The organism is Companilactobacillus kimchiensis, from assembly GCF_001438805.1.
GTDB lineage: Bacteria > Bacillota > Bacilli > Lactobacillales > Lactobacillaceae > Companilactobacillus > Companilactobacillus kimchiensis.
In genome coordinates, this window is record NZ_JQCF01000003.1 from 1 (window position 1) to 17,834 (window position 17,834).

Genomic DNA, 17,834 nt, shown 5'->3' on the forward strand with positions numbered 1-17,834 from the left:
CTCGAGAGCTAACCATGTTATGTTCCACTCTCATTTTTTAGTATTTCTATAAGCTAAATCAATCACATCATCAACAGTTTCAGTTAGGAAACCACTAACACGTTTCTTAAACGTCTTGCTAGAAATGAATCCGGTCATTTGACCAACGATAAAGTTCAATAATACTTTGGGAGCATGAAAGCCTGCTATTTTTCCCATTATAGTGTTCCTTTCCGTAATTTATTAAAAATCTTCTTGAGAAACTTACTATCGGAATTCTGAGCTAAATGTTCAAAGGCTAGATAATGTAGTTGTTGTTTGGATAAAGTAGGGGATGTCTTTAGTTGAGCAGCTAGATAGCCATATAATTCCTTGGGTTTAAAGTCGATATTTTGTGTTTTAGTAAATTGATCCATCTTTTCGTCGACGACAGCTTCAATTTGTTCATGAATTGCGCCATAGAAAAATCCCCTGGGAAGTATTTTCTTGTGAGTTTCCAACTCATGTTCAACGTGAAGTTTGAGATTTAATTTGGTTTCGTGATTAAAATTAGCAATTTTTTGACTGACAATATTTAAACTTTCATCAATATGATTCATTTTTACCGCCTCAATTAAAATAACTCTTATAAATTAAATTATAGGAGCTTTAGAATTGAATGCAAAAAAATAGTTCAGCCAAAATCGACTGAACTGTAGGTATTAAAAAAGCCTCCTTGCTAGGAGACTTCTTCTATATTAGGGAGGAAGGTTATATTAGTTCGTTTATTATATATATCTTCTGTGTTTTCACACATTAGTAAATTATCATTCTTGTTTACCAAGTACAATAATAACCGCTAAATGTGAAGAAAGTGTGAAATACGAAAATATAATTATAACTATTCCCAATTATTGTGTTACTGATGTTGCAAATTCAGGTTCGCTTGTAACATCATTTTGATCAGCACTTTGATTTAATTGCATATTTGAACTTGGTGCCCATTCGTTATTAGAAACTTGATAGAAAGTATAGCCATATTTGTTTTTAACCATTTGACCGACTTTCCACTGAGTACCATCTTCCAATTGACGTCCTGAGAATGAATCCATCGAAGTGTCATAAACATTGGCTGGACCATTCACAACTGTACCAACAGTTTCCTGTGGTTGAGTTGCTTGAACAGCTTGAGCTGATTGTTCCGCTGCCGCAGTATTAGTTGCATCACTGGCAGCTTGGACAACAGTTAAATTACTAGCAGCGACATATTCGTCAGTAGCGATTTGGACATATGATGCACCATTGAGCGTAACAGTTGTGCCCATTTTCCAAGCACTACCTGCAGGTAACATTACCCCACTGATAGCTTGACCTTGACTGTTGACTACGGATGTAGCCCATTTAACTGTACCTGTTTGACCAGGGGTAACTGCGTTATATGAACTAGTTTGAGCTTCAGCTTGTGTTTGGGCTGAAGTGTTGCTGATATTCAAATTATTAGCAGCAATCCATTCATTAGTCGAAACTTGATAATAAGTGACACCGTTGAATTGCTTCGTGCTGCCAAGTTTCCAAGAACTATTTTCTGGAAGGAAAGTACTTGTAATGGTTTGTCCTTGATCATCTACCAGAACACCACTACCGCTAACAGTACCTACTAAACCGATTTCTGTTGTATCTGCCGCACTTACGGTTTGAGGTGACAAATTAGACAGAACGGTTGGAGCAATTAATAATGCTAATGCCGAGCCGATTAGAGCTTTATTCTTTTTCATCGTTTTAACCTCCTCGTTCTCTTTTGCGGTTCATATTAAACCTATAATGCAAACTGAAATTAAGCAATGGGTTTAAGAAACAGTTAATAGAAACGTTATGGATTCTTTAGAATTAGATATCAAATAGTGTTTTGGAAATTATAGAAATTTTCTTTTTAAAAGATTCATCAATAGTTTCAATATATTTAAAATCTCTATTATTTAAATCTAAAGATTTTACTTGATCAATTAAAATTTTGCCGTCAGTTAGGCAGTTGTTCGGCAGTGATAAATAATATGGATAATTACGATCAGTGTGACTTATAGGACAACAAACCCAAACATTTGAAAATTCAGATACGAGTGGGTTACTGATAATTATGGCGGGTCGAAATCCTTGTTGTTCATGACCCAATGAGGGATTGAAATTAACCTTTATAATATCGCCTTGTTCCGGTTTACCATTCTTCATGTCCTTTTTTCTCTCCCCAATCAATTTCGTTAGTTTTAAATTCTTCACCATCGTAATCCTTAAAAAGATCCTGAATTGTAGCAGGAGTATCTTCTTCCTTTTTTAAAATTAATTCGTCACCTTTAACTTGCACGGTTAAAATATCTCCAATTTTAATATTTAAGGATTCTTTTATGTCCTTAGAAAGTCGTATACCAGCAGAGTTGCCCCATTTTGTAACTTTAGTTTCCATGACATATACCTTCTTTTTTTATGAAGTATATACTTTGTTTATACATTAAGCAATTCTGAAATTTGCTACTAAAGATAGATTACGTAAAGGATGCCGTCTTCTGTAAAAATTGGATTTGACGGGGATATTGTTATTTATGATTGAATTAAAAAATTCCTTATATTAATTGGATGTGTATACCAACTAATACAAGGAATTCATTATATTGTAAGTTTTATAGAATAAGATTTTTAATTCTGATTAAGCTATTTAATTAATCTACTTATTAATATCAACCGAACCAACACACACACTAGCCTGGAACAAAAATTGAAATTGGCTCAGTAGTGAAGTTGTTCTTAGTGGGGAACCCACTTAGAACAAGGCCGAGCTTGAAGACAACATGGTTTTCGTTGGCTCCAAGTCGTGCCCACTACGTTCCAGTCAAATTTCAATTTTTGTGCCAGGCGGCAAGAAAAGAACAAGCAAAAAACTACCCATGATAATTCAAAAAATTAGAAAAATCTGATGAATAGCCTTTAATTGAAAACTTGTGATAACTCTTCAAATCCCGATCAGCCAATTTGACGATAATCGAATTAGTAATGATGTCATCTTTAGTTCGAATCTGTGGTCTGATTTTATAAATCAACCCATATTCAGAAGGTTTCTTCATCTTATATACGCTGATTGAAACATCCTGATAATTTTTCCAAACGAAAGGACCATCTTTTTGATCAACAGCTGTCCGAGCCATTTTGATAAATTGTTGTTTCTGATATTTATTTAATTTGTGGGTTTTAGAACTCTCTAACGTAATTTGGGAACCTGATGAATAACAGTAGGGTGCGGAGTGATAATTGCGATAAATTTGAGGAATTCCAAAGGCCATCATTAATATTAAAATGCAGGTGATCCAAATAGCTCTGGTTGTATGTTTTTTTACTTTATCATCTTTCATGACGATCTCCTATTTTTCAATAACCTAAACATTATACTAATTATTCAATATAAAAAAAATACCTCACGGTCATCTGACCATGAAGTATCACGCAATTATTTTAAAACTGTTGTAGCGAAGTCTGGTTCCAAAGCAGCTGAATCGGTAATTTCTTGAGTGACCGCTGAATTGTTGAAGACGTAACTACTGATAGGAATCCATTCGTTGGTCGAAACTTTGGCAAAGTATTGACCAAGTCTATTTTTAACCGCTCCGGAAACTTTCCAGGAGGTTCCTGAACCAAGAGCTCGGCTCATTGAGTTACTAGCAGTATCGTAGAGCGGTACTTCGGAGTTTAAGGTTACGATTACCGGACCACTGGCAAAAGCGGAAGTGTTCTGATCAGTTGTGGCTAAAACCCATTCGTCAGTCGCAACTTGATAATATTGATGACCAGCGATGATCTTAGTTTGACCGATTTTCCAAGCGGAACCTTGTGGCAGCGTAACGTTCATACTTTGACCATTTCCATTCACGACGTTGGCATTGTAGCGAAGGGTGATCGTTTTTTGAATTGGTGTGGTTGGTGTAGCTGTGTTATTTGGTGTTGTCATAAGACTGGCTAAAACATATTCGTTAGTGGCCACCTGATAATAGTTATTACCATTAATAGTAATTGATTGTCCCAATTGCCAACTGGAACCAGCTGGTAAAGTCAAACCAGTATCCTGACCACCACTAGTGATAACTTTGGCAGCATAACCTAAAGTACCAGTCTTTGATATAGTTTGCACAGCTTGAGTGACCGTTGTTTGTGGATTGATCAACCGACCATCCAAGTTTCGAATATCGATTGAATCAGCAGCTAGATAACCATTAGATGAAACTTGATAATATTGGCTACCAGCAATTTGGACGACTTTACCGAGTTTCCAACTACTACCAGTAGCTAAATAATTACCAGTCGTATCACCATTCAAATCGACAGCAATACCACCACCTTGACGAATTGAACCAATCAAACCACCAGTTGTATCAGTGTCAGCAGCCGATGCACCGTAATTATCAATAACCATCGAATCTTTGGCAACATATTCGTTGGTGGCAACTTGATAATAGGTGATACCGTTGATGACTTGAGATTGACCCAGTTCCCAAGAGGTGAAGTTAGGTAAGATAACTTTCGTCGTATTACCATAACTATCAACCACACTACCACGATCACGACGAATCGTACCGATAGCAGTATCAGCGCGAACTATTCGTTGAGGAGCGACTGTATTCAAAACAGCCGGAGCCAACAGAATTGTCATTGTTGATATTAAGAACGTTTTTTTACGAGACATTAATATTATTCCTCCGTTGCATAAAATTTCCTAAATTAAATATAATCACACACAGCCATTATCTTATGAAACTGATGGAATAAGCAATGACATGTGGTGTGGCTTAAAGATAATTTATGAATTGGTTTTTTTGATGAACGAATAAAGAATGAAAATTGGAATGGTTCTCCATTCTAAATATTATTGATTCAAAATATTCACGAGAACCATTGAATTTTGTTAGTTTATACGTAATGTTTTTTAGAAACTGGATACATAGAAAATAGTTAATGGGACAGATCAAATGTTAGAGAACGTTGGGGGTGATGTTTAATTTAATTGAAATAAGATTTTCTGGCGAATATACTTGTAACATAAAATATAAAGAGGAGTGATTAGTATGGCTGGTGGCATAGAAAAAATGATATTAACAGAAGCGGGTTATAAAAAAATAATCGAAAGAATTACTAATCCAGTTTCCAACTCTAGAAAAGAACAATTGAAAAAGTCTGCAAAAAGAATTGATGAAAAGGCACCATTTATAGATACTGGGAATATGTTTAAGTAGTTATGAGTAAATATAAATTACTCAATATATTAGATAACGATATGATAAACCTATCTACCTTCAACTGTATCCCCGAGAAAAGTGGTTATAATGTTGAAGATTTTAAAAGAATAAATGAGTTTCTGTTTAATGAAAATAAAGCATTAAAATATGCTCGAGATAATATATATAAGACATTTTTGTTGATAGATACGGCGGAAGGGAGAATTGCTGGATACTATTCGATATGTACAGGTAGTAAAACGACATATAAGGCTTTTAAAAAAGAAAAAAAGGTTCCAACGATTTCTAACAATAAGGAATTGCCAACGATAGATGTTATTTGGTTTGGTATTGATAAAAAATATCAAGGACAACATTTAGGATCTGCTCTTTTAAGAATAATATGTAAATCAGTATTTAGGGTTTCGCATGATATTGGTATTTGCTTTTTGGCTGTTGATTCACTTTATTCTTCTAAGGAATTTTATGAAAAAATAGGATTTATGGATATCGGTGAAAGTCATAAAAAGAAAGAAGACCTTTGGATGGGGTGGACCATTCCGGAAATAGAAATCTTTTTGAATGAATGATCAAATAGATTTTTACATATACTATAAGTTGATCTCGTATCGTAATATAAAAAAAGTTCCCCGTGTTAGCTGATATAAACACCAGTTAATATGGGGAACTTTTTGATTTTTAAGTACAGATCAGAATCTAATAATAAAGCGAGGATACGAAAACTCTAGCCTGGAGCAAAAATTGGAATTGGCTCAGTAGTGAAGTTTTTCTTAGCGGGTACCGCTTAGAAAAAAGCCGAGCTTGAAGACCGTAGGGCTCCAAGTCGTGCCCACTACGTTCCAGCCAAATTCCGATTTTTGCGGAAGGCGGCATCCTTAATGATTCAAATTAATTAACGAACTTTGGCATCAGAAGGTTTAATAGTTGTACGACCATCAGCAGCGGCATTCTTGATAGCACGGACAATATCATTATCGCTCCAAGCCCCAACAGTTGTGACACCTTGATCAGTTAATTGTTGTCTAGCCTTGGCAATGTCATCGGCGGTGATAGCTTTACCATCGACCTCTTTCTTTTCAACATCGAAGTGACCTTTAGCAGCGGGGTTATTGCTTTGGTCGTCAGTCCCAGCGGCAGAATTTGTCGTATCAGTTGACGTGTTACTACTATTATTAGTATCGGTAGTATTGGCATCAGTAGTTGTACTTGTTGCAGGTAATGATTGGATCAAAGTATTAGCTTCAGTGTAAAGGTCTGAATAGTACTTACCTTTAGCACCCTTGAACTTGGTAACTTGTTCCAATAGTGAACGAGCTTGGTCATTAGTACCAGCCTTGATCAAAACCTTTGCATTTTTGATATCTAACTTGAAGTTGTTACGGTTAGTCTGAATGGTTTTAACTTGTGTCAACATCGTCTTAGCACGAGTTGTCATTTTTTTATTGCCATTATCTTGGCTCTTAGCAATGGTCAAAGCTTTCTTAGCATCAGCGAATTGACGTTGATTCATTGATTTTTGTGCTTTAACTAGATTAGTAGCTTGTTTTTCAGATGCTGTGGCTTTGTCAGTCTTCTTAGCATCAACAGCTGATTCAAAGTGATCAGCAGCCTTAGCGTAATTCTTATCAGATACGGCGTTGTTTCCCTTAGTCATTTCCGTATTGTAGGTGTTGTTATTATTGTTACTACTTTTGCTTGATGATGAAGAATTACTACAGCCGGCTAGAATCAGTGCTAAACCAGTTGTTGCAAGTAATAGTGCTTTTTTCATTTCAAATTCCTCCATATAAGTTCTGGCTGAATTATAACATGTTCCAAGAAATTGAAAAATGTATTTCCGTTTTCGGGGTTCCGACTCGTTACTATATGTGTAAGTTACTTAAGCCGGCCGGCAAGTTCTTACTAATAAGAAAAAAAGAGGGCAGACAAATGAACTGGAAGAAAACATCAATTATCGTAACCATGGGAAATGACAAATATCCTAAGAAAGTTAAAGCTACTACCTATAATAATATCGTTCAAGATCCAACTGAAGAACAAATCAAAGCATTCGTTGACGGATTACTTCTATTATCTGACGGAGATGTCTATTACAGCACACAAGTTATCAAACATGATTTAGTAAATGTAGCAGAATAGGAAGAGGAGAATAGATAATGAAGAAATTACAATTGAGATTTAAAACTGCAGAAGGTCACAAAAAGAACTTTGTCTTGAGTTACGTTAAGGCTGATCTTGATCCCAAAATCGTCGAAACAGCCATGGATAAGATCAGAGATAGTAAGATTTTTGAAAAAAACACTGTCCAATTGTATCAAGAAGTACTTGGTGCCAGCTATATTGACCGCACTGAAACCCCGGTATTTCCGGCTGATTCAATATCTAAACAAAATAATTAAACTTTTTAGAGTATAAACCTTGAGCCTACGACTTAATTCGATTAGAATAAGAGTAGGCTCTTTTGGGTTAACCAGAATTCATTGAGAAATTGCTTTTGCGGTGTTTGTAATACTTTTGTAATTTTACGATTATTTATAGTCAAAAAGTTGCATAATATTTATAATTAACTGTCTTAATGTTACAGGACTGTGATATTTAATACAGAAATGTTACAAAAACAATGACTTTACGTTTTTTGGTTGATTCGTAAGCCAGAGTTTCATATAATGGTTGTCAGTGGGATAGCCCCACTAAACAATTAAAAAATAAATTCTTGTAGTCCAGGGGAGGATTATACATTGAAAAAATCTATTAAATACGCAGGAATCGCTGCTGCAACACTTCTAGCTGTTGCACCTATCGCTGCTCCTGCACTTGCTTCAAACGTTACAGTTGCTCAAGCTGCTGATAACACAGATACTCTTAAAGCTAATCTTGCATCTGCTAAAAGTGATCTAACAATTGCTCAAGACAAGTTAGCAGAAGCTAACAAAACTGCTGCTGCTGATACAACCGTTGCTGCTGCACAAAAGGTACTTGATGCTGCTAATGCTGCTAATGCTGCTAATGCTGCATCTCCTGTAGTTCCTGCTGATGTAACTAAAGCACAAGAAGATCTTGATGCTGCTAAGGCTGCTGTTAAAGCACCCGTTGATGCTGCACAAAAAGATGTAGATACTGCTCAATCAGCCGTTGATGCTGCACAAAAAGATGTAGATACTGCTCAATCAGCTGTTGATGCTGCACAAAAGGCTACTGGTAAGACTGATTACCTTTCAGATTCTGCTGTACAAACAAGAGCTTTGAACAAGTTCAATGGTCAATTTGGTGATCAAACTGCATCTACATTCTCAAAGAATACATACCTTAACTCTGTTAAAGATTTAACAAATGCTAACAAGTATTCATACAATGCCTTCATGAGTTCATCTGTTGCTTACTTCTTGAACAACAATGACAACAACTCATCAGCTATTACATTGGATTCAGAGAATGTTAATGGTATCAAGGTTAACCTTAACGATGCTTTGAGCCAAGCTAACGGTAAAGTCGGCGCTGGTAACATGAGAGATATCTATGTTACTGCTAAGGTTGGTAACACAGTTCTTAAGACACAAACTGAATTGAGAAATGTTCTTAAAGACAATACTCAAAAAGAAGTTGTCTTCACAATTAACTATACATACACTGATACAGAAGGTGCTGAACAAACAGGTTCAACTACTGTTACAGCAACACGTCCTACAGATGGTATGACAAAGGTTAGTGCTGATTTCACAACACCTTACAAGGTTGCTCTTAACCAAACTGTTACTGATTCTAAATTAACTTCAGCAACTGACTTCTCACTTGTTGATCAAGATGGTAAGAGTCTATTGGCAGATAGCTACGCAAATCCTAGTGATTCATACTATCACACAGCTTCAGGTGCTTTAAACAATACTAATCCTATCAATGATTCATCAATCATTGAAACAGGTAAAACTTCAGATGGTGGTAACGCCAAAGCTGATGTCTTCAAGAAGGCTGGTAACTATTACCAAGCAATCACTGTAAAGACAACTACAAGTTCAGCATTGTATCACTTCATTGAAGCTGCTAAGCAAGATCCTGATAATAACCCATTCTACATCAATGGTACTTTGTTCAAGGGTATCAACACAAGCAACTTTAACGAAACAACTAACGATTCAGATGTTACATTGACATTTGCTCGTGAAATCAATGTTTCAAACTCAACTTCATCATGGACAACTACTGACCAAAAGGGTGTAGTTACAACTAAATCAGACAAGAACTACTACACATTAGTTAACACAGATGGTACTCAAGAACCTAACCGTGCTTTAGCTAAGAACAGTGCTTGGATTACTGATAAGGTTCGTACAGACCAAAATGGTAACAAACAATACCGTGTATCAACTGACGAATGGATTGACGCTGATAGTGTTACATTCTCAGACAAGGCTACTACTCCTTCAACTGGTGCTTTAACTGATATTACACCCGTTGATGGTAAAGTAACTACTGCAGGTCCTGCTTCATTCTTATACCTACTATATAGTGCAGATGGTAAACAATCATCACGTGCTCTTCCTGGTTTAAGTGCATGGCGTACAGATAAGAAAGCAACTGACGCAAATGGTAACACTGTTTACCGTGTATCAACTGACGAATGGGTCATTGTTGATGGTGCCAAAGCTGTTTTCACTGCTTACTAGACCTTAGTTTGTAGATAATTAAAAAGACTCGTTTATAACGGGTCTTTTTTTTATGCACAAATTTTTCTTAAGAATTAATAAGCTGCTAGCATAAAGGGTTTGATTAAGCTATGATGAAGTATGTAATTAATAAAACAAGGGAGCTTTTTTATGTCACGTAAACTAAAGAGAGTAGCTATTATTGTTGCCGCGTTTCTTTTAATTGTTGGCTCATTACCTTTTATGGGTCTTACGGCTAAGGCTGATACAACTGCTACTGGTAAATATGGAAATGATAAGATGGTACTTGGTGTTCTGAAGAACACTGCTTCTATTCCTGCCATTATGGGTGATGCTAGTGGTGATTTTAATAAGAACAATGCTTCTGTGGAAGTGAAAATCTATAATTCTAATAATGAATTGAATACGGCTATTAAAAATGGTGAGGTTAATGGAGCGGTAACGGATTTAGTAAGTTATGCTTCATTGGTTAATACTAAAGCTAATAAGAATTGGAAGATGGTCGGATCATTACCTGGCTATTCTGGATTAGTGGCTAACAAGAAATACAAGAGCGTTAAGAGTCTTAAAGGCAAAACAGTTGCCATCGATAAAAAAGATGCATCTAAACAATATCTTGTAAATATTTTGAAGAAAAATAAAATTAAGTATTCAACTGGTATTAAGGTTAAGCAAATTGATTCTGAAAACGATCGTGTTGCGGCCTTGAAGAATAACGAAGTTGATGCAGCTGTCCTAAACGATCCAGCCATTAGTAATGCTAAGGGTAATGGCGCTAAGATTCTTAATCGTCAAAAGACTAGTGTTGCTCATAGTAATATTTTCATCGTTAATAATTCATTTGCTAAAAAGAATGCTTCTTCAATGGGAATTATCGTATATGTTATGAATAAGGGTATTAAGACACTTAATTACAGTACGACTTACGGTGCAGCTGGTAATGCACTTCGTAAGATGGACTACAATGACAAGGGTGCTAAGTATCTAACTGATATGGAGATTGATTTCCCTAAGATTCACAAAGTTAAGAAGTCTGAATTCAATTCAGCTTTCAAGTATGCTAAATCACACAAACTTTACAAGGGTAAGGTTAACTACAAAGTTCATACCTTAAAAGTTAAGGGTGTTAAATAATTAAATGAAAAATCGTAAGTTAAAAATAACTTACGATTTTTTTATTTTTAATGAATTGGTCAAAACTCCTGATAAAATATTAGTATTAATGAAATAGACTTGGGGAAGAATTTTGAAGAAAAAACGGTTAGTCTATATCGATGTAATTCGATTTTTCGCGATGATCTTAGTGGTCTTGGCCCATTCCTGTGCAGCAGCGATTGGTCGAAAACAGGGTAATTTTAACTGGTCCATGACTAATTCGATTGTGGTCATTACGGAAGTAGCGGTACCATTATTTTTTATGATCAGTGGTTCGACTATCTTAAACAGTGAAAAAACTTATAGCTTAAAATATTTGTTTCAACACCGCTTGCCGCGAATTTTAGTACCATTCGTCGTTTGGTCGGTTATCTCAGCGATTATTAATGGTTTGATCAATAATCATTTGAAGGATGACCCATGGGAGAACATCTTAATGATGTTCCATCGGCCCATCTTGATTGCTTATTGGTTTATTTATCCGCTAATTGTCTTATACCTCTTGTCACCGTTGTTAAAGGCGATGGTTAGTCGGGTTGACGATGGTCTGTTAACCTACTTGCTGATATTATGGTTGATTGCTAATATTATTTTACCGGAAGTGGTTAAATCAACTCCTAGTTCAATCGGTACTTACTTTGCTGCTTATCCAAGTGGGCGAGTGGTTATCTCAGAGAGTTTAGGATATTTTATATTAGGTTATCGAGTTACTCGAGGTAAACATCGACGAATCAATCCATGGATCAATTTATTATTAATAGTTGTTCTTTTGACGATTAATATCGTAATTAGTTTCGTTAGCTTAAATAAACAATTTGAATATTTGAATATCTTAGCAGTAATCAATATTCCATTAGCAGCGATTCTGATTTATTTATCTCTTCGAGCATTGGAACCACATTATCCACGGTGGTTTGCCAGTGTGATCGAAGCCGCTGCACCGTTAACTTATGGAGTTTATCTGATGCATGGGATTACTATTTTAACGATTCAACGGTTTGTTGAATATACTAATGTTGGTTATATTTTTGCCTTGTCGTTAGTGATCTCTTTACTGACAATTTTAATTTTGCACAGTATTCCATATGTTAGAAGAATTTTCACTTAATAGAAGAAAGGGCTCTGTATTATTTGGCATTTACGTCAATAATACAGAGCCTCTTTTAATTTTCAATTGTTGTAAATTTACGTCCAGAAGTTAGATAGCCCTTATCTATTAAGGCATTGTAAACATTTTGATCAACCGGCTCATATCCAGAATCAATCAAGTCAGTTGTGTAAAGTTTATTGTAAAAAAACGCAAAAATAATATTAAAGAGAAATAATCCACCACCCCAAGTCCATACACCCAAAGCGAGTTCCGCAAAGGAAATGATGATCAACCATCGCCAGTCAGTTCTGAAAATAGCCGTCCAAAATCCAAAAAATACATTCTGTCCATGAAAAACCGATTTTGATTTTCTTTACCTGTTTGGTATGTTTATTGACCAGTGTAGCGTGCATGATTACCCTCCAACAAAATATTTGACCCTCGATTTCAGTATAACAAAAATTGAGAGTGCTGGATTATTTTCTGAAATAATGAATAAATCATGTTGCTTCAGGAACGTAAGTTCGATATAATTCTCATGTTCATAAGAACGATCTTGTTTTGTTCTTAGTATAAATTTGATACCATAGTAATAGTAGGAGGTTTGAATGATGACAGAAGAATACGTATTTAATAATAAAGAAGATATTGTTTCGTATGTGTACCATTCATTATCTAACCCAACACCAATTAAATTACAAAAAACATTGTATTTCCTATGGGCATTTTATTCGGCAACATATGGGAATATTGTTTATGATAAAAATTCGGAATTTGATAGTGATGCAAGATACCCTAAGAACTTATTTAATCCGGAGTTTGAAGCTTGGCGATATGGTCCAGTTGATAATCAGGTTTACAGTTGGGATAAGGGAAATGTAATAGAAACATTTCGAAATAATTTTCAAAATAAATTTGATAAAAATAATCGATCAGATAATAGTCAAGACATGGAAATAAAGCTATTCATGGATGATTTAATAAAACAAATAGATTTAGTAAACGATTTCGGTCTAGTTGATAGATCACATGAGGATAAGGCATATAAGGCTGCTTATAAAGAAGGAGCTTACCATGTCCCAATGAATCCTGAAGCAATCAAGGAGGACTATTTAGGCTATGTCAAACATCAAGCCGAGATTTAGTCCAGAATTAATTGATAATCAGAATATATTAAATGTAAAATCAGCACCGAAGTTAATGTTAAATAGTGAAATAAATGAACTTAAAGCTCGAAATTCTGAAGCAAAGGTTTATTTTATGTCGAATTGTGGATGGTCAATTGATTCACCAAGTTTAGAGTTTACTAATTTCATTTCTAAGGTCAATGATCCCATGATTACCGATTGTCTAAAGATGATATTGAAAGATCCTCAGTGTATCTCCATGGATGTGTCAGCAATTAGAATGGGACAAAATAATACTCAAAAGTTAAAATTGATTTTAAAACAATATATGAATCAGGAATTAATTGATAGAATCAATGATCATTTATATGAATCTAAAATAGTTTCTAAGAATATGCCGCTTACTTATAAGGGACCCTTTAGGGTTTTTGTAGTGCATGATTATTCGGATAAAATTGGTAATATTCTATATACGGTTTTTTATGATCCATATCATTTAGTTTTTGTTAATGACAAGTTTAAGGATTCATATTCCAAAAAAAAGGGTTACTTTAGTGGCACGGAAATGATATCTATTTATGATAAGTATCATTCTGGTGTTTCAACAGAATTAATTAAGGAATTTGATGGTTTGGTACGTCATCGTCAATGATTAAATGATTTTCATATTAAAGGGCTGATTTTTCAGCCCTTTTTATTATCCAATTAATGTATAATAAAAGCAGTATTAACTCAAAAGGTGGTATTACAATGCTTAAAAATGTACACGGTATTGTTAAGGTCAACCAAGACAGTCGTTATGTGGTCTTCTTGTTTGATACTTATGAAGTAAACCGTAAGATGTTACAAGATAAATATGTTAAAGGTGATACAGCTTGGTATACTGATGCCAAAGCTTCTGGTGAAGATGGTAAGGAATTTTATCGTATTGCTGAAGATGGCGAATGGATCGAAGCTGAATACGTAACTTACGTCGATATGAAAGATTAAGGTTCCAAATCTTTATAATTTACTAAAAAATGTTTAAGTATCGCCCATTTTCTTAAGGTTTTATTGAGGTTAATCCGTTTACATAGTAGTCTACAGTTAGTTATATTTCTAATTGGAGGGAGACAATTATGAATAAGAAATGGGTTGCCTCAACTGCTTTAGCTAGCTTTTTAGCAGCAGTGGGTGTATCTTCAAATACTTCTCCAGTGAAAGCTGCGGCTTCATCTGATGATGGTAATACGGATGATCAAGATCAAAAATCAACCGATACTAAGGATTCTTCTGTTGCGAGTGTTATGGATCAACAGGGGGCTCCAATCAATGAAGATGCAGCTGATGCTATTGAAGCAGGTGAAAAAGATTCTGGGGCTAGTAGCGTTTTACCTGCCAGTGCGGTTGCTGCTGTAACGCAAGCATCAAGTACTGGAATATCGCCAGCTCAACAACAAGAATTTATTAATAAAGTTGGACCAATCGCTCAACAAGCAGCTTCTAAATATAATGTCTATGCTTCAGTTATGATGGCACAGTCGATTATTGAGAGTTCTTGGGGAACGTCAACGTTATCATCTAAATACAATAATTATTTTGGAGTTAAAGGTGATTATAATGGTTCATATGTGAATTTTCCTACTAAAGAATGGAGTTCAGATAAGGGCTATTATACAATTTATGCTAATTTTAGAAGTTATCCTGGTATTTATGAATCATATGCCGATAACGCTAATTTGTTGAGAAGTGGTATCAGTGGTGCCCCTGAGTTTTACAAGGGTACTTGGAAAGAAAATGCTGCCTCTTACAAAGATGCTACTGCTTGGCTTCAAGGACGTTATGCAACCAGTCCAATCTATGCAGCAACTTTGAATAATATAATTGGGACTTATAATTTGACTAAATATGATAGTGAAGCCAGTACTAATGGTACTGGTGATAGTTCAGTCAATGGTACTAAAACAGCCATTGATGATACAGCAACAGTTACAAATAAAAAAGTGGCACCAATCTATGTCAATGCCAATCCTAATCAAGTCGCAGCCAATCGTGCGTTAGGACCAGGGACACAATGGCATGTTTCGTCTAAGGTGGTTAAAGCCGATGGTTCGGTTTATTATCAAGTATCCTCAAACGAATATGTTAATGCCGTAGATGTGCAATTAGCTTCACAAAAATCCAATCCTAAAGTGGCTTTGACTGACACAGCAATTATTATTAATAATGCTGGATCAACCGTTTATAGTGCAGCTAATAAGAAAGCTGCTACATCAAGAGTTTTACCATATCAATCTTCTTGGATCACAACTGGTTATGTCGTGGATGATGATGGCGATACTTTCTATTATGTTGGTAATAATGCCTATGTTTTAGCAAATGATGTAACGTTGAAATCACAACAAGCTAATGAAGAATACAAGAATGACGTTATCAGTCCTTATCCAGATATTGTTCACGTAACAGCTACTCCAAGTGCCAGAGCTTATGATTCAAAGCACAATGTGATGGCAGTTAGTTTATTGAATGGTACCGACTGGAAAATTGATCAAAAGTCGACGCATTCCGATGGTTCAATTTGGTATCGTGTAGCTAGTGACCAATGGGTCAGTGCTAACGATGTCCAAGTTAAAGGCTCAAATTACGTAACCTCAATTGATGGTATGGTTAAAATCAATTACATTCCTGGTTATGGTGTTAACGTTTATAACAGTCCAGCAGCTAATAATAAATTTACTGGAACACGTTTGGCAGATGGAACAACTTGGCGAGTAACTTCTAAACAAATTGTCGACGGACAAACTTGGTATGAAGTGAATTCCGGTTGGGTAAATGGAACGTATTGTATCTATAACGCAAACTAAAGATGTTTCTTACTCATGATGGGTTAAAGCGTAAGTATACTTAACTTCCCGTCTTCCGCAAAAATTGGGAATAGGCTGGAACGCTGGGGGCATCGTTTGAAGCCAACTCAGGTTCAGAGTTGTCTCCAAATCGAGCCTTTTTCTAAATTGGCTAAGTGCGCCAATTAAGAAAAATTTCCCGGCTGAGCCTATTCCCAATTTTTACTCCAGACTAAATCCTACGATTATTTAATTGTTTTCTTAATGAAAATAATAGTATTAAATTTCAAAAAGCCCATATCACCATAGGATATGAGCTTTTTTGATATAAATTTTAATAAACCAATATTTCTAAAAAAAATTAAACCAAACTAAAAACATCCATCAAGCGTAATTTCATCTCAGTCTAGTTTCCTTAAATTTATAAATATTTAGTAGATTTTAAATATTCAATATTGAAAATAAAAGATTAGCTCGGAGCAAGGAAGAAAAATAGCTCAATAGCCAAATTTGACTTAGCTGGCGGGCTTGGCCAGTTTAGTCAAAGGCCAAGCTTTAAGACTCTTGGAACAAGAGGCTTAAAGTTGTGCCGGCTATGTTCCAGCTATTTTTTCTTCCTTGTGGAGAGTGGCAGGTTAACAACAACTCTATTAACTTACGCTTTAACCCATCGTAAGTAAGAACAAAAAACTTTTTTGATTTTCTGTAAATTACGCTAAAGAATTGTAAATTGTGTCAAATATTGTTTCTTGAAATTTAGTTTTCTGATATATTCAAATCGTATCCTAAGTTGATGCAAAATAAATATTAACAGGAGTTTTTATGATTTCTTTATTTCAGTTTCAAGATATAGAGATTAGTAAAGAACGTCTATTAAATAATTGTTTGGGCAGTTTATATCTGTATGAACCGTTTGAGGTTGATAATCAGATAATTGCACTTTTGGATATTTCCCAAGATAAGGATTCTCGTGGTAATTCGTTGGTTGTCCATGAAAGGTTAGGCGTGTTCTTTGATTCAAGAACAACTAAGGAATTAGTCAATGAATTTTATAAGATCAATGGGACTGGTTTTGCAACTGGAAAAATTTTGTCAGGCATTTTTAAATTGAGGCATACGCCATTTGTTTTTGCCTATGTATCTTATATGCCAATGACGGGTGGCAGTCGGAAAAATGTTGACTGGATTGGTTTACAATTTATTGACCGATATTCTCAAAAAGAAAAATTTGCACATTTTGTAACAGTTCATGGTTTTGAAATAAAGTTATCTTTTCCTCGTGGTGATCTAGAAAAAAGAATTCACGATGTTTGTATGTTAAGTGAAAAATCGGTTCTATTTTTTGAGAAATTATTGACAGGTGGGTTAGCCGAATTGAAACCTTCTAATATAACTGGAGTTTTACGTAGATTTGAAAAATGTGAATGCTTACGTCACAAAAAGATTGTAAGGAAAGTGTTAAATATTAATTCTGCATGTGACAAAATTTTGAAATACTTATTAACTCATATGGGAGTTGAAGAACCAGAGGCTGAAACACTGATTTCCTTTTATCGCCAGAATATTAATAAATGTAAAAAACTATACTGAAATAATTCAAAAAGCGCTCAAGATGGGCGTTTTTTATTTTGCCTGAATTTTTAAATCCCATCAGAACAAAGATTCTGATTTATTTTGGCAACTAATATTACAATGCTAAATTAGTTATATTAATTTATGCCACAAGCGCTTGTGAGTAAATCAAAGGA

General features: G+C 35.0%; 21 protein-coding genes. 12 read left to right on the forward strand and 9 right to left on the reverse strand.

Features of this window, described 5'->3' with window-relative positions:
* Positions 1-30: 30 nt before the first annotated feature.
* From IV57_RS13115 to IV57_RS02380, 7 genes are all read right to left on the reverse strand, one after another.
* Entirely contained in the window at positions 31-198 is a 168-nt protein-coding gene (locus tag IV57_RS13115) for a hypothetical protein (RefSeq protein ID WP_157051887.1), read from the reverse strand.
* On the reverse strand, positions 198-578 hold the full coding sequence (locus tag IV57_RS02355; protein ID WP_057879891.1) for a hypothetical protein: 381 nt from the start codon (positions 576-578) through the stop codon (positions 198-200). The genes IV57_RS13115 and IV57_RS02355 overlap by 1 nt, the downstream gene beginning before the upstream one ends.
* Positions 579-869: 291 nt before the next feature.
* Positions 870-1,733 (reverse strand): SLAP domain-containing protein, encoded by an 864-nt coding sequence (locus IV57_RS02360; protein WP_057879892.1) that lies wholly within the window; start codon positions 1,731-1,733, stop codon positions 870-872.
* 112 nt (positions 1,734-1,845) lie between these two features.
* Complete coding sequence (locus IV57_RS02365; protein WP_057879893.1) at positions 1,846-2,184, reverse strand: type II toxin-antitoxin system PemK/MazF family toxin; 339 nt, start codon at positions 2,182-2,184, stop codon at positions 1,846-1,848.
* Positions 2,171-2,416, reverse strand: coding sequence for an AbrB/MazE/SpoVT family DNA-binding domain-containing protein (locus IV57_RS02370; RefSeq protein WP_057879894.1), 246 nt, complete (start codon positions 2,414-2,416; stop codon positions 2,171-2,173). The genes IV57_RS02365 and IV57_RS02370 overlap by 14 nt, the downstream gene beginning before the upstream one ends.
* A 472-nt stretch (positions 2,417-2,888) precedes the next feature.
* On the reverse strand, positions 2,889-3,356 hold the full coding sequence (locus IV57_RS02375) for a hypothetical protein (RefSeq protein ID WP_057879895.1): 468 nt from the start codon (positions 3,354-3,356) through the stop codon (positions 2,889-2,891).
* Between the two features lie 95 nt (positions 3,357-3,451).
* Complete coding sequence (locus IV57_RS02380) at positions 3,452-4,681, reverse strand: SLAP domain-containing protein (protein WP_057879896.1); 1,230 nt, start codon at positions 4,679-4,681, stop codon at positions 3,452-3,454.
* Between the two features lie 379 nt (positions 4,682-5,060).
* On the opposite strand from IV57_RS02380, the gene IV57_RS13120 reads away from it, so the two are divergent.
* Together IV57_RS13120 and IV57_RS02385 are read left to right on the forward strand one after the other, a co-directional pair.
* Positions 5,061-5,228 (forward strand): hypothetical protein, encoded by a 168-nt coding sequence (locus IV57_RS13120; RefSeq protein ID WP_157051888.1) that lies wholly within the window; start codon positions 5,061-5,063, stop codon positions 5,226-5,228.
* A 2-nt stretch (positions 5,229-5,230) separates the two neighbouring features.
* Positions 5,231-5,800 carry a GNAT family N-acetyltransferase gene (locus IV57_RS02385; protein WP_057879897.1) on the forward strand — a complete coding sequence of 190 codons (570 nt, stop codon included), beginning with the start codon at positions 5,231-5,233 and terminating at the stop codon, positions 5,798-5,800.
* Between the two features lie 323 nt (positions 5,801-6,123).
* Here the strand turns inward: IV57_RS02385 and IV57_RS02390 are convergent, their stop codons facing one another.
* Positions 6,124-7,002: a hypothetical protein gene (locus IV57_RS02390; protein WP_057879898.1), complete on the reverse strand. Its 879-nt coding sequence runs from the start codon at positions 7,000-7,002 to the stop codon at positions 6,124-6,126.
* Positions 7,003-7,160: 158 nt separating this feature from the next.
* Between IV57_RS02390 and IV57_RS02395 the strand changes: the two genes are divergently transcribed.
* The 5 genes from IV57_RS02395 to IV57_RS02415 all read left to right on the forward strand — a co-directional run bounded on the left by IV57_RS02395 (position 7,161) and on the right by IV57_RS02415 (position 12,155).
* A complete protein-coding gene (locus IV57_RS02395) occupies positions 7,161-7,370 on the forward strand; it encodes a DUF1659 domain-containing protein (RefSeq protein ID WP_057879899.1) in 210 nt (69 codons plus the stop codon).
* 17 nt (positions 7,371-7,387) lie between these two features.
* Positions 7,388-7,630, forward strand: a complete 243-nt coding sequence (locus IV57_RS02400; RefSeq protein WP_057879900.1) for a DUF2922 domain-containing protein — start codon at positions 7,388-7,390, stop codon at positions 7,628-7,630.
* Positions 7,631-7,969: 339 nt separating this feature from the next.
* Positions 7,970-9,892 (forward strand): hypothetical protein, encoded by a 1,923-nt coding sequence (locus tag IV57_RS02405; RefSeq protein WP_057879901.1) that lies wholly within the window; start codon positions 7,970-7,972, stop codon positions 9,890-9,892.
* A gap of 150 nt (positions 9,893-10,042) precedes the next feature.
* Positions 10,043-11,026 (forward strand): ABC transporter substrate-binding protein, encoded by a 984-nt coding sequence (locus tag IV57_RS02410; protein WP_057879902.1) that lies wholly within the window; start codon positions 10,043-10,045, stop codon positions 11,024-11,026.
* A 112-nt stretch (positions 11,027-11,138) separates the two neighbouring features.
* On the forward strand, positions 11,139-12,155 hold the full coding sequence (locus tag IV57_RS02415) for an acyltransferase (RefSeq protein WP_057879903.1): 1,017 nt from the start codon (positions 11,139-11,141) through the stop codon (positions 12,153-12,155).
* 55 nt (positions 12,156-12,210) lie between these two features.
* Here the strand turns inward: IV57_RS02415 and IV57_RS13320 are convergent, their stop codons facing one another.
* Positions 12,211-12,399, reverse strand: a complete 189-nt coding sequence (locus IV57_RS13320) for a hypothetical protein (protein WP_057879904.1) — start codon at positions 12,397-12,399, stop codon at positions 12,211-12,213.
* Positions 12,400-12,745: 346 nt separating this feature from the next.
* Here IV57_RS13320 and IV57_RS02425 point away from each other — a divergent pair, with 346 nt between their 5' ends.
* The 5 genes from IV57_RS02425 (at position 12,746) to IV57_RS02445 (ending at position 17,676) form a co-directional block, all read left to right on the forward strand.
* The gene (locus IV57_RS02425) at positions 12,746-13,282 is read left to right on the forward strand and encodes a Panacea domain-containing protein (RefSeq protein WP_236704306.1); all 537 of its coding nucleotides are present in this window, start codon (positions 12,746-12,748) and stop codon (positions 13,280-13,282) included.
* Positions 13,257-13,916 (forward strand): hypothetical protein, encoded by a 660-nt coding sequence (locus IV57_RS02430; protein WP_057879906.1) that lies wholly within the window; start codon positions 13,257-13,259, stop codon positions 13,914-13,916. Before IV57_RS02425 ends, IV57_RS02430 begins: the two co-directional genes overlap by 26 nt.
* A 98-nt stretch (positions 13,917-14,014) precedes the next feature.
* Positions 14,015-14,254: a hypothetical protein gene (locus IV57_RS02435; protein WP_057879907.1), complete on the forward strand. Its 240-nt coding sequence runs from the start codon at positions 14,015-14,017 to the stop codon at positions 14,252-14,254.
* 128 nt (positions 14,255-14,382) lie between these two features.
* Entirely contained in the window at positions 14,383-16,107 is a 1,725-nt protein-coding gene (locus IV57_RS02440) for a glycoside hydrolase family 73 protein (RefSeq protein ID WP_057879908.1), read from the forward strand.
* Between the two features lie 801 nt (positions 16,108-16,908).
* On the forward strand, positions 16,909-17,676 hold the full coding sequence (locus IV57_RS02445) for a hypothetical protein (protein ID WP_057879909.1): 768 nt from the start codon (positions 16,909-16,911) through the stop codon (positions 17,674-17,676).
* The last annotated feature ends 158 nt before the right edge of the window (positions 17,677-17,834 follow it).

Excerpts from the sequence above, each read along its gene's own strand:
- IV57_RS13115 (WP_157051887.1), bottom strand. The coding sequence starts at position 198 with ATGGGAAAAATAGCAGGCTTTCATGCTCCCAAAGTATTATTGAACTTT.
- IV57_RS02355 (WP_057879891.1), bottom strand. The coding sequence starts at position 578 with ATGAATCATATTGATGAAAGTTTAAATATTGTCAGTCAAAAAATTGCT.
- IV57_RS02360 (WP_057879892.1), bottom strand. The coding sequence starts at position 1,733 with ATGAAAAAGAATAAAGCTCTAATCGGCTCGGCATTAGCATTATTAATT.
- IV57_RS02365 (WP_057879893.1), bottom strand. The coding sequence starts at position 2,184 with ATGAAGAATGGTAAACCGGAACAAGGCGATATTATAAAGGTTAATTTC.
- IV57_RS02370 (WP_057879894.1), bottom strand. The coding sequence starts at position 2,416 with ATGGAAACTAAAGTTACAAAATGGGGCAACTCTGCTGGTATACGACTT.
- IV57_RS02375 (WP_057879895.1), bottom strand. The coding sequence starts at position 3,356 with ATGAAAGATGATAAAGTAAAAAAACATACAACCAGAGCTATTTGGATC.
- IV57_RS02380 (WP_057879896.1), bottom strand. The coding sequence starts at position 4,681 with ATGTCTCGTAAAAAAACGTTCTTAATATCAACAATGACAATTCTGTTG.
- IV57_RS13120 (WP_157051888.1), top strand. The coding sequence starts at position 5,061 with ATGGCTGGTGGCATAGAAAAAATGATATTAACAGAAGCGGGTTATAAA.
- IV57_RS02385 (WP_057879897.1), top strand. The coding sequence starts at position 5,231 with ATGAGTAAATATAAATTACTCAATATATTAGATAACGATATGATAAAC.
- IV57_RS02390 (WP_057879898.1), bottom strand. The coding sequence starts at position 7,002 with ATGAAAAAAGCACTATTACTTGCAACAACTGGTTTAGCACTGATTCTA.
- IV57_RS02395 (WP_057879899.1), top strand. The coding sequence starts at position 7,161 with ATGAACTGGAAGAAAACATCAATTATCGTAACCATGGGAAATGACAAA.
- IV57_RS02400 (WP_057879900.1), top strand. The coding sequence starts at position 7,388 with ATGAAGAAATTACAATTGAGATTTAAAACTGCAGAAGGTCACAAAAAG.
- IV57_RS02410 (WP_057879902.1), top strand. The coding sequence starts at position 10,043 with ATGTCACGTAAACTAAAGAGAGTAGCTATTATTGTTGCCGCGTTTCTT.
- IV57_RS02425 (WP_236704306.1), top strand. The coding sequence starts at position 12,746 with ATGATGACAGAAGAATACGTATTTAATAATAAAGAAGATATTGTTTCG.
- IV57_RS02430 (WP_057879906.1), top strand. The coding sequence starts at position 13,257 with ATGTCAAACATCAAGCCGAGATTTAGTCCAGAATTAATTGATAATCAG.
- IV57_RS02435 (WP_057879907.1), top strand. The coding sequence starts at position 14,015 with ATGCTTAAAAATGTACACGGTATTGTTAAGGTCAACCAAGACAGTCGT.
- IV57_RS02440 (WP_057879908.1), top strand. The coding sequence starts at position 14,383 with ATGAATAAGAAATGGGTTGCCTCAACTGCTTTAGCTAGCTTTTTAGCA.
- IV57_RS02445 (WP_057879909.1), top strand. The coding sequence starts at position 16,909 with ATGATTTCTTTATTTCAGTTTCAAGATATAGAGATTAGTAAAGAACGT.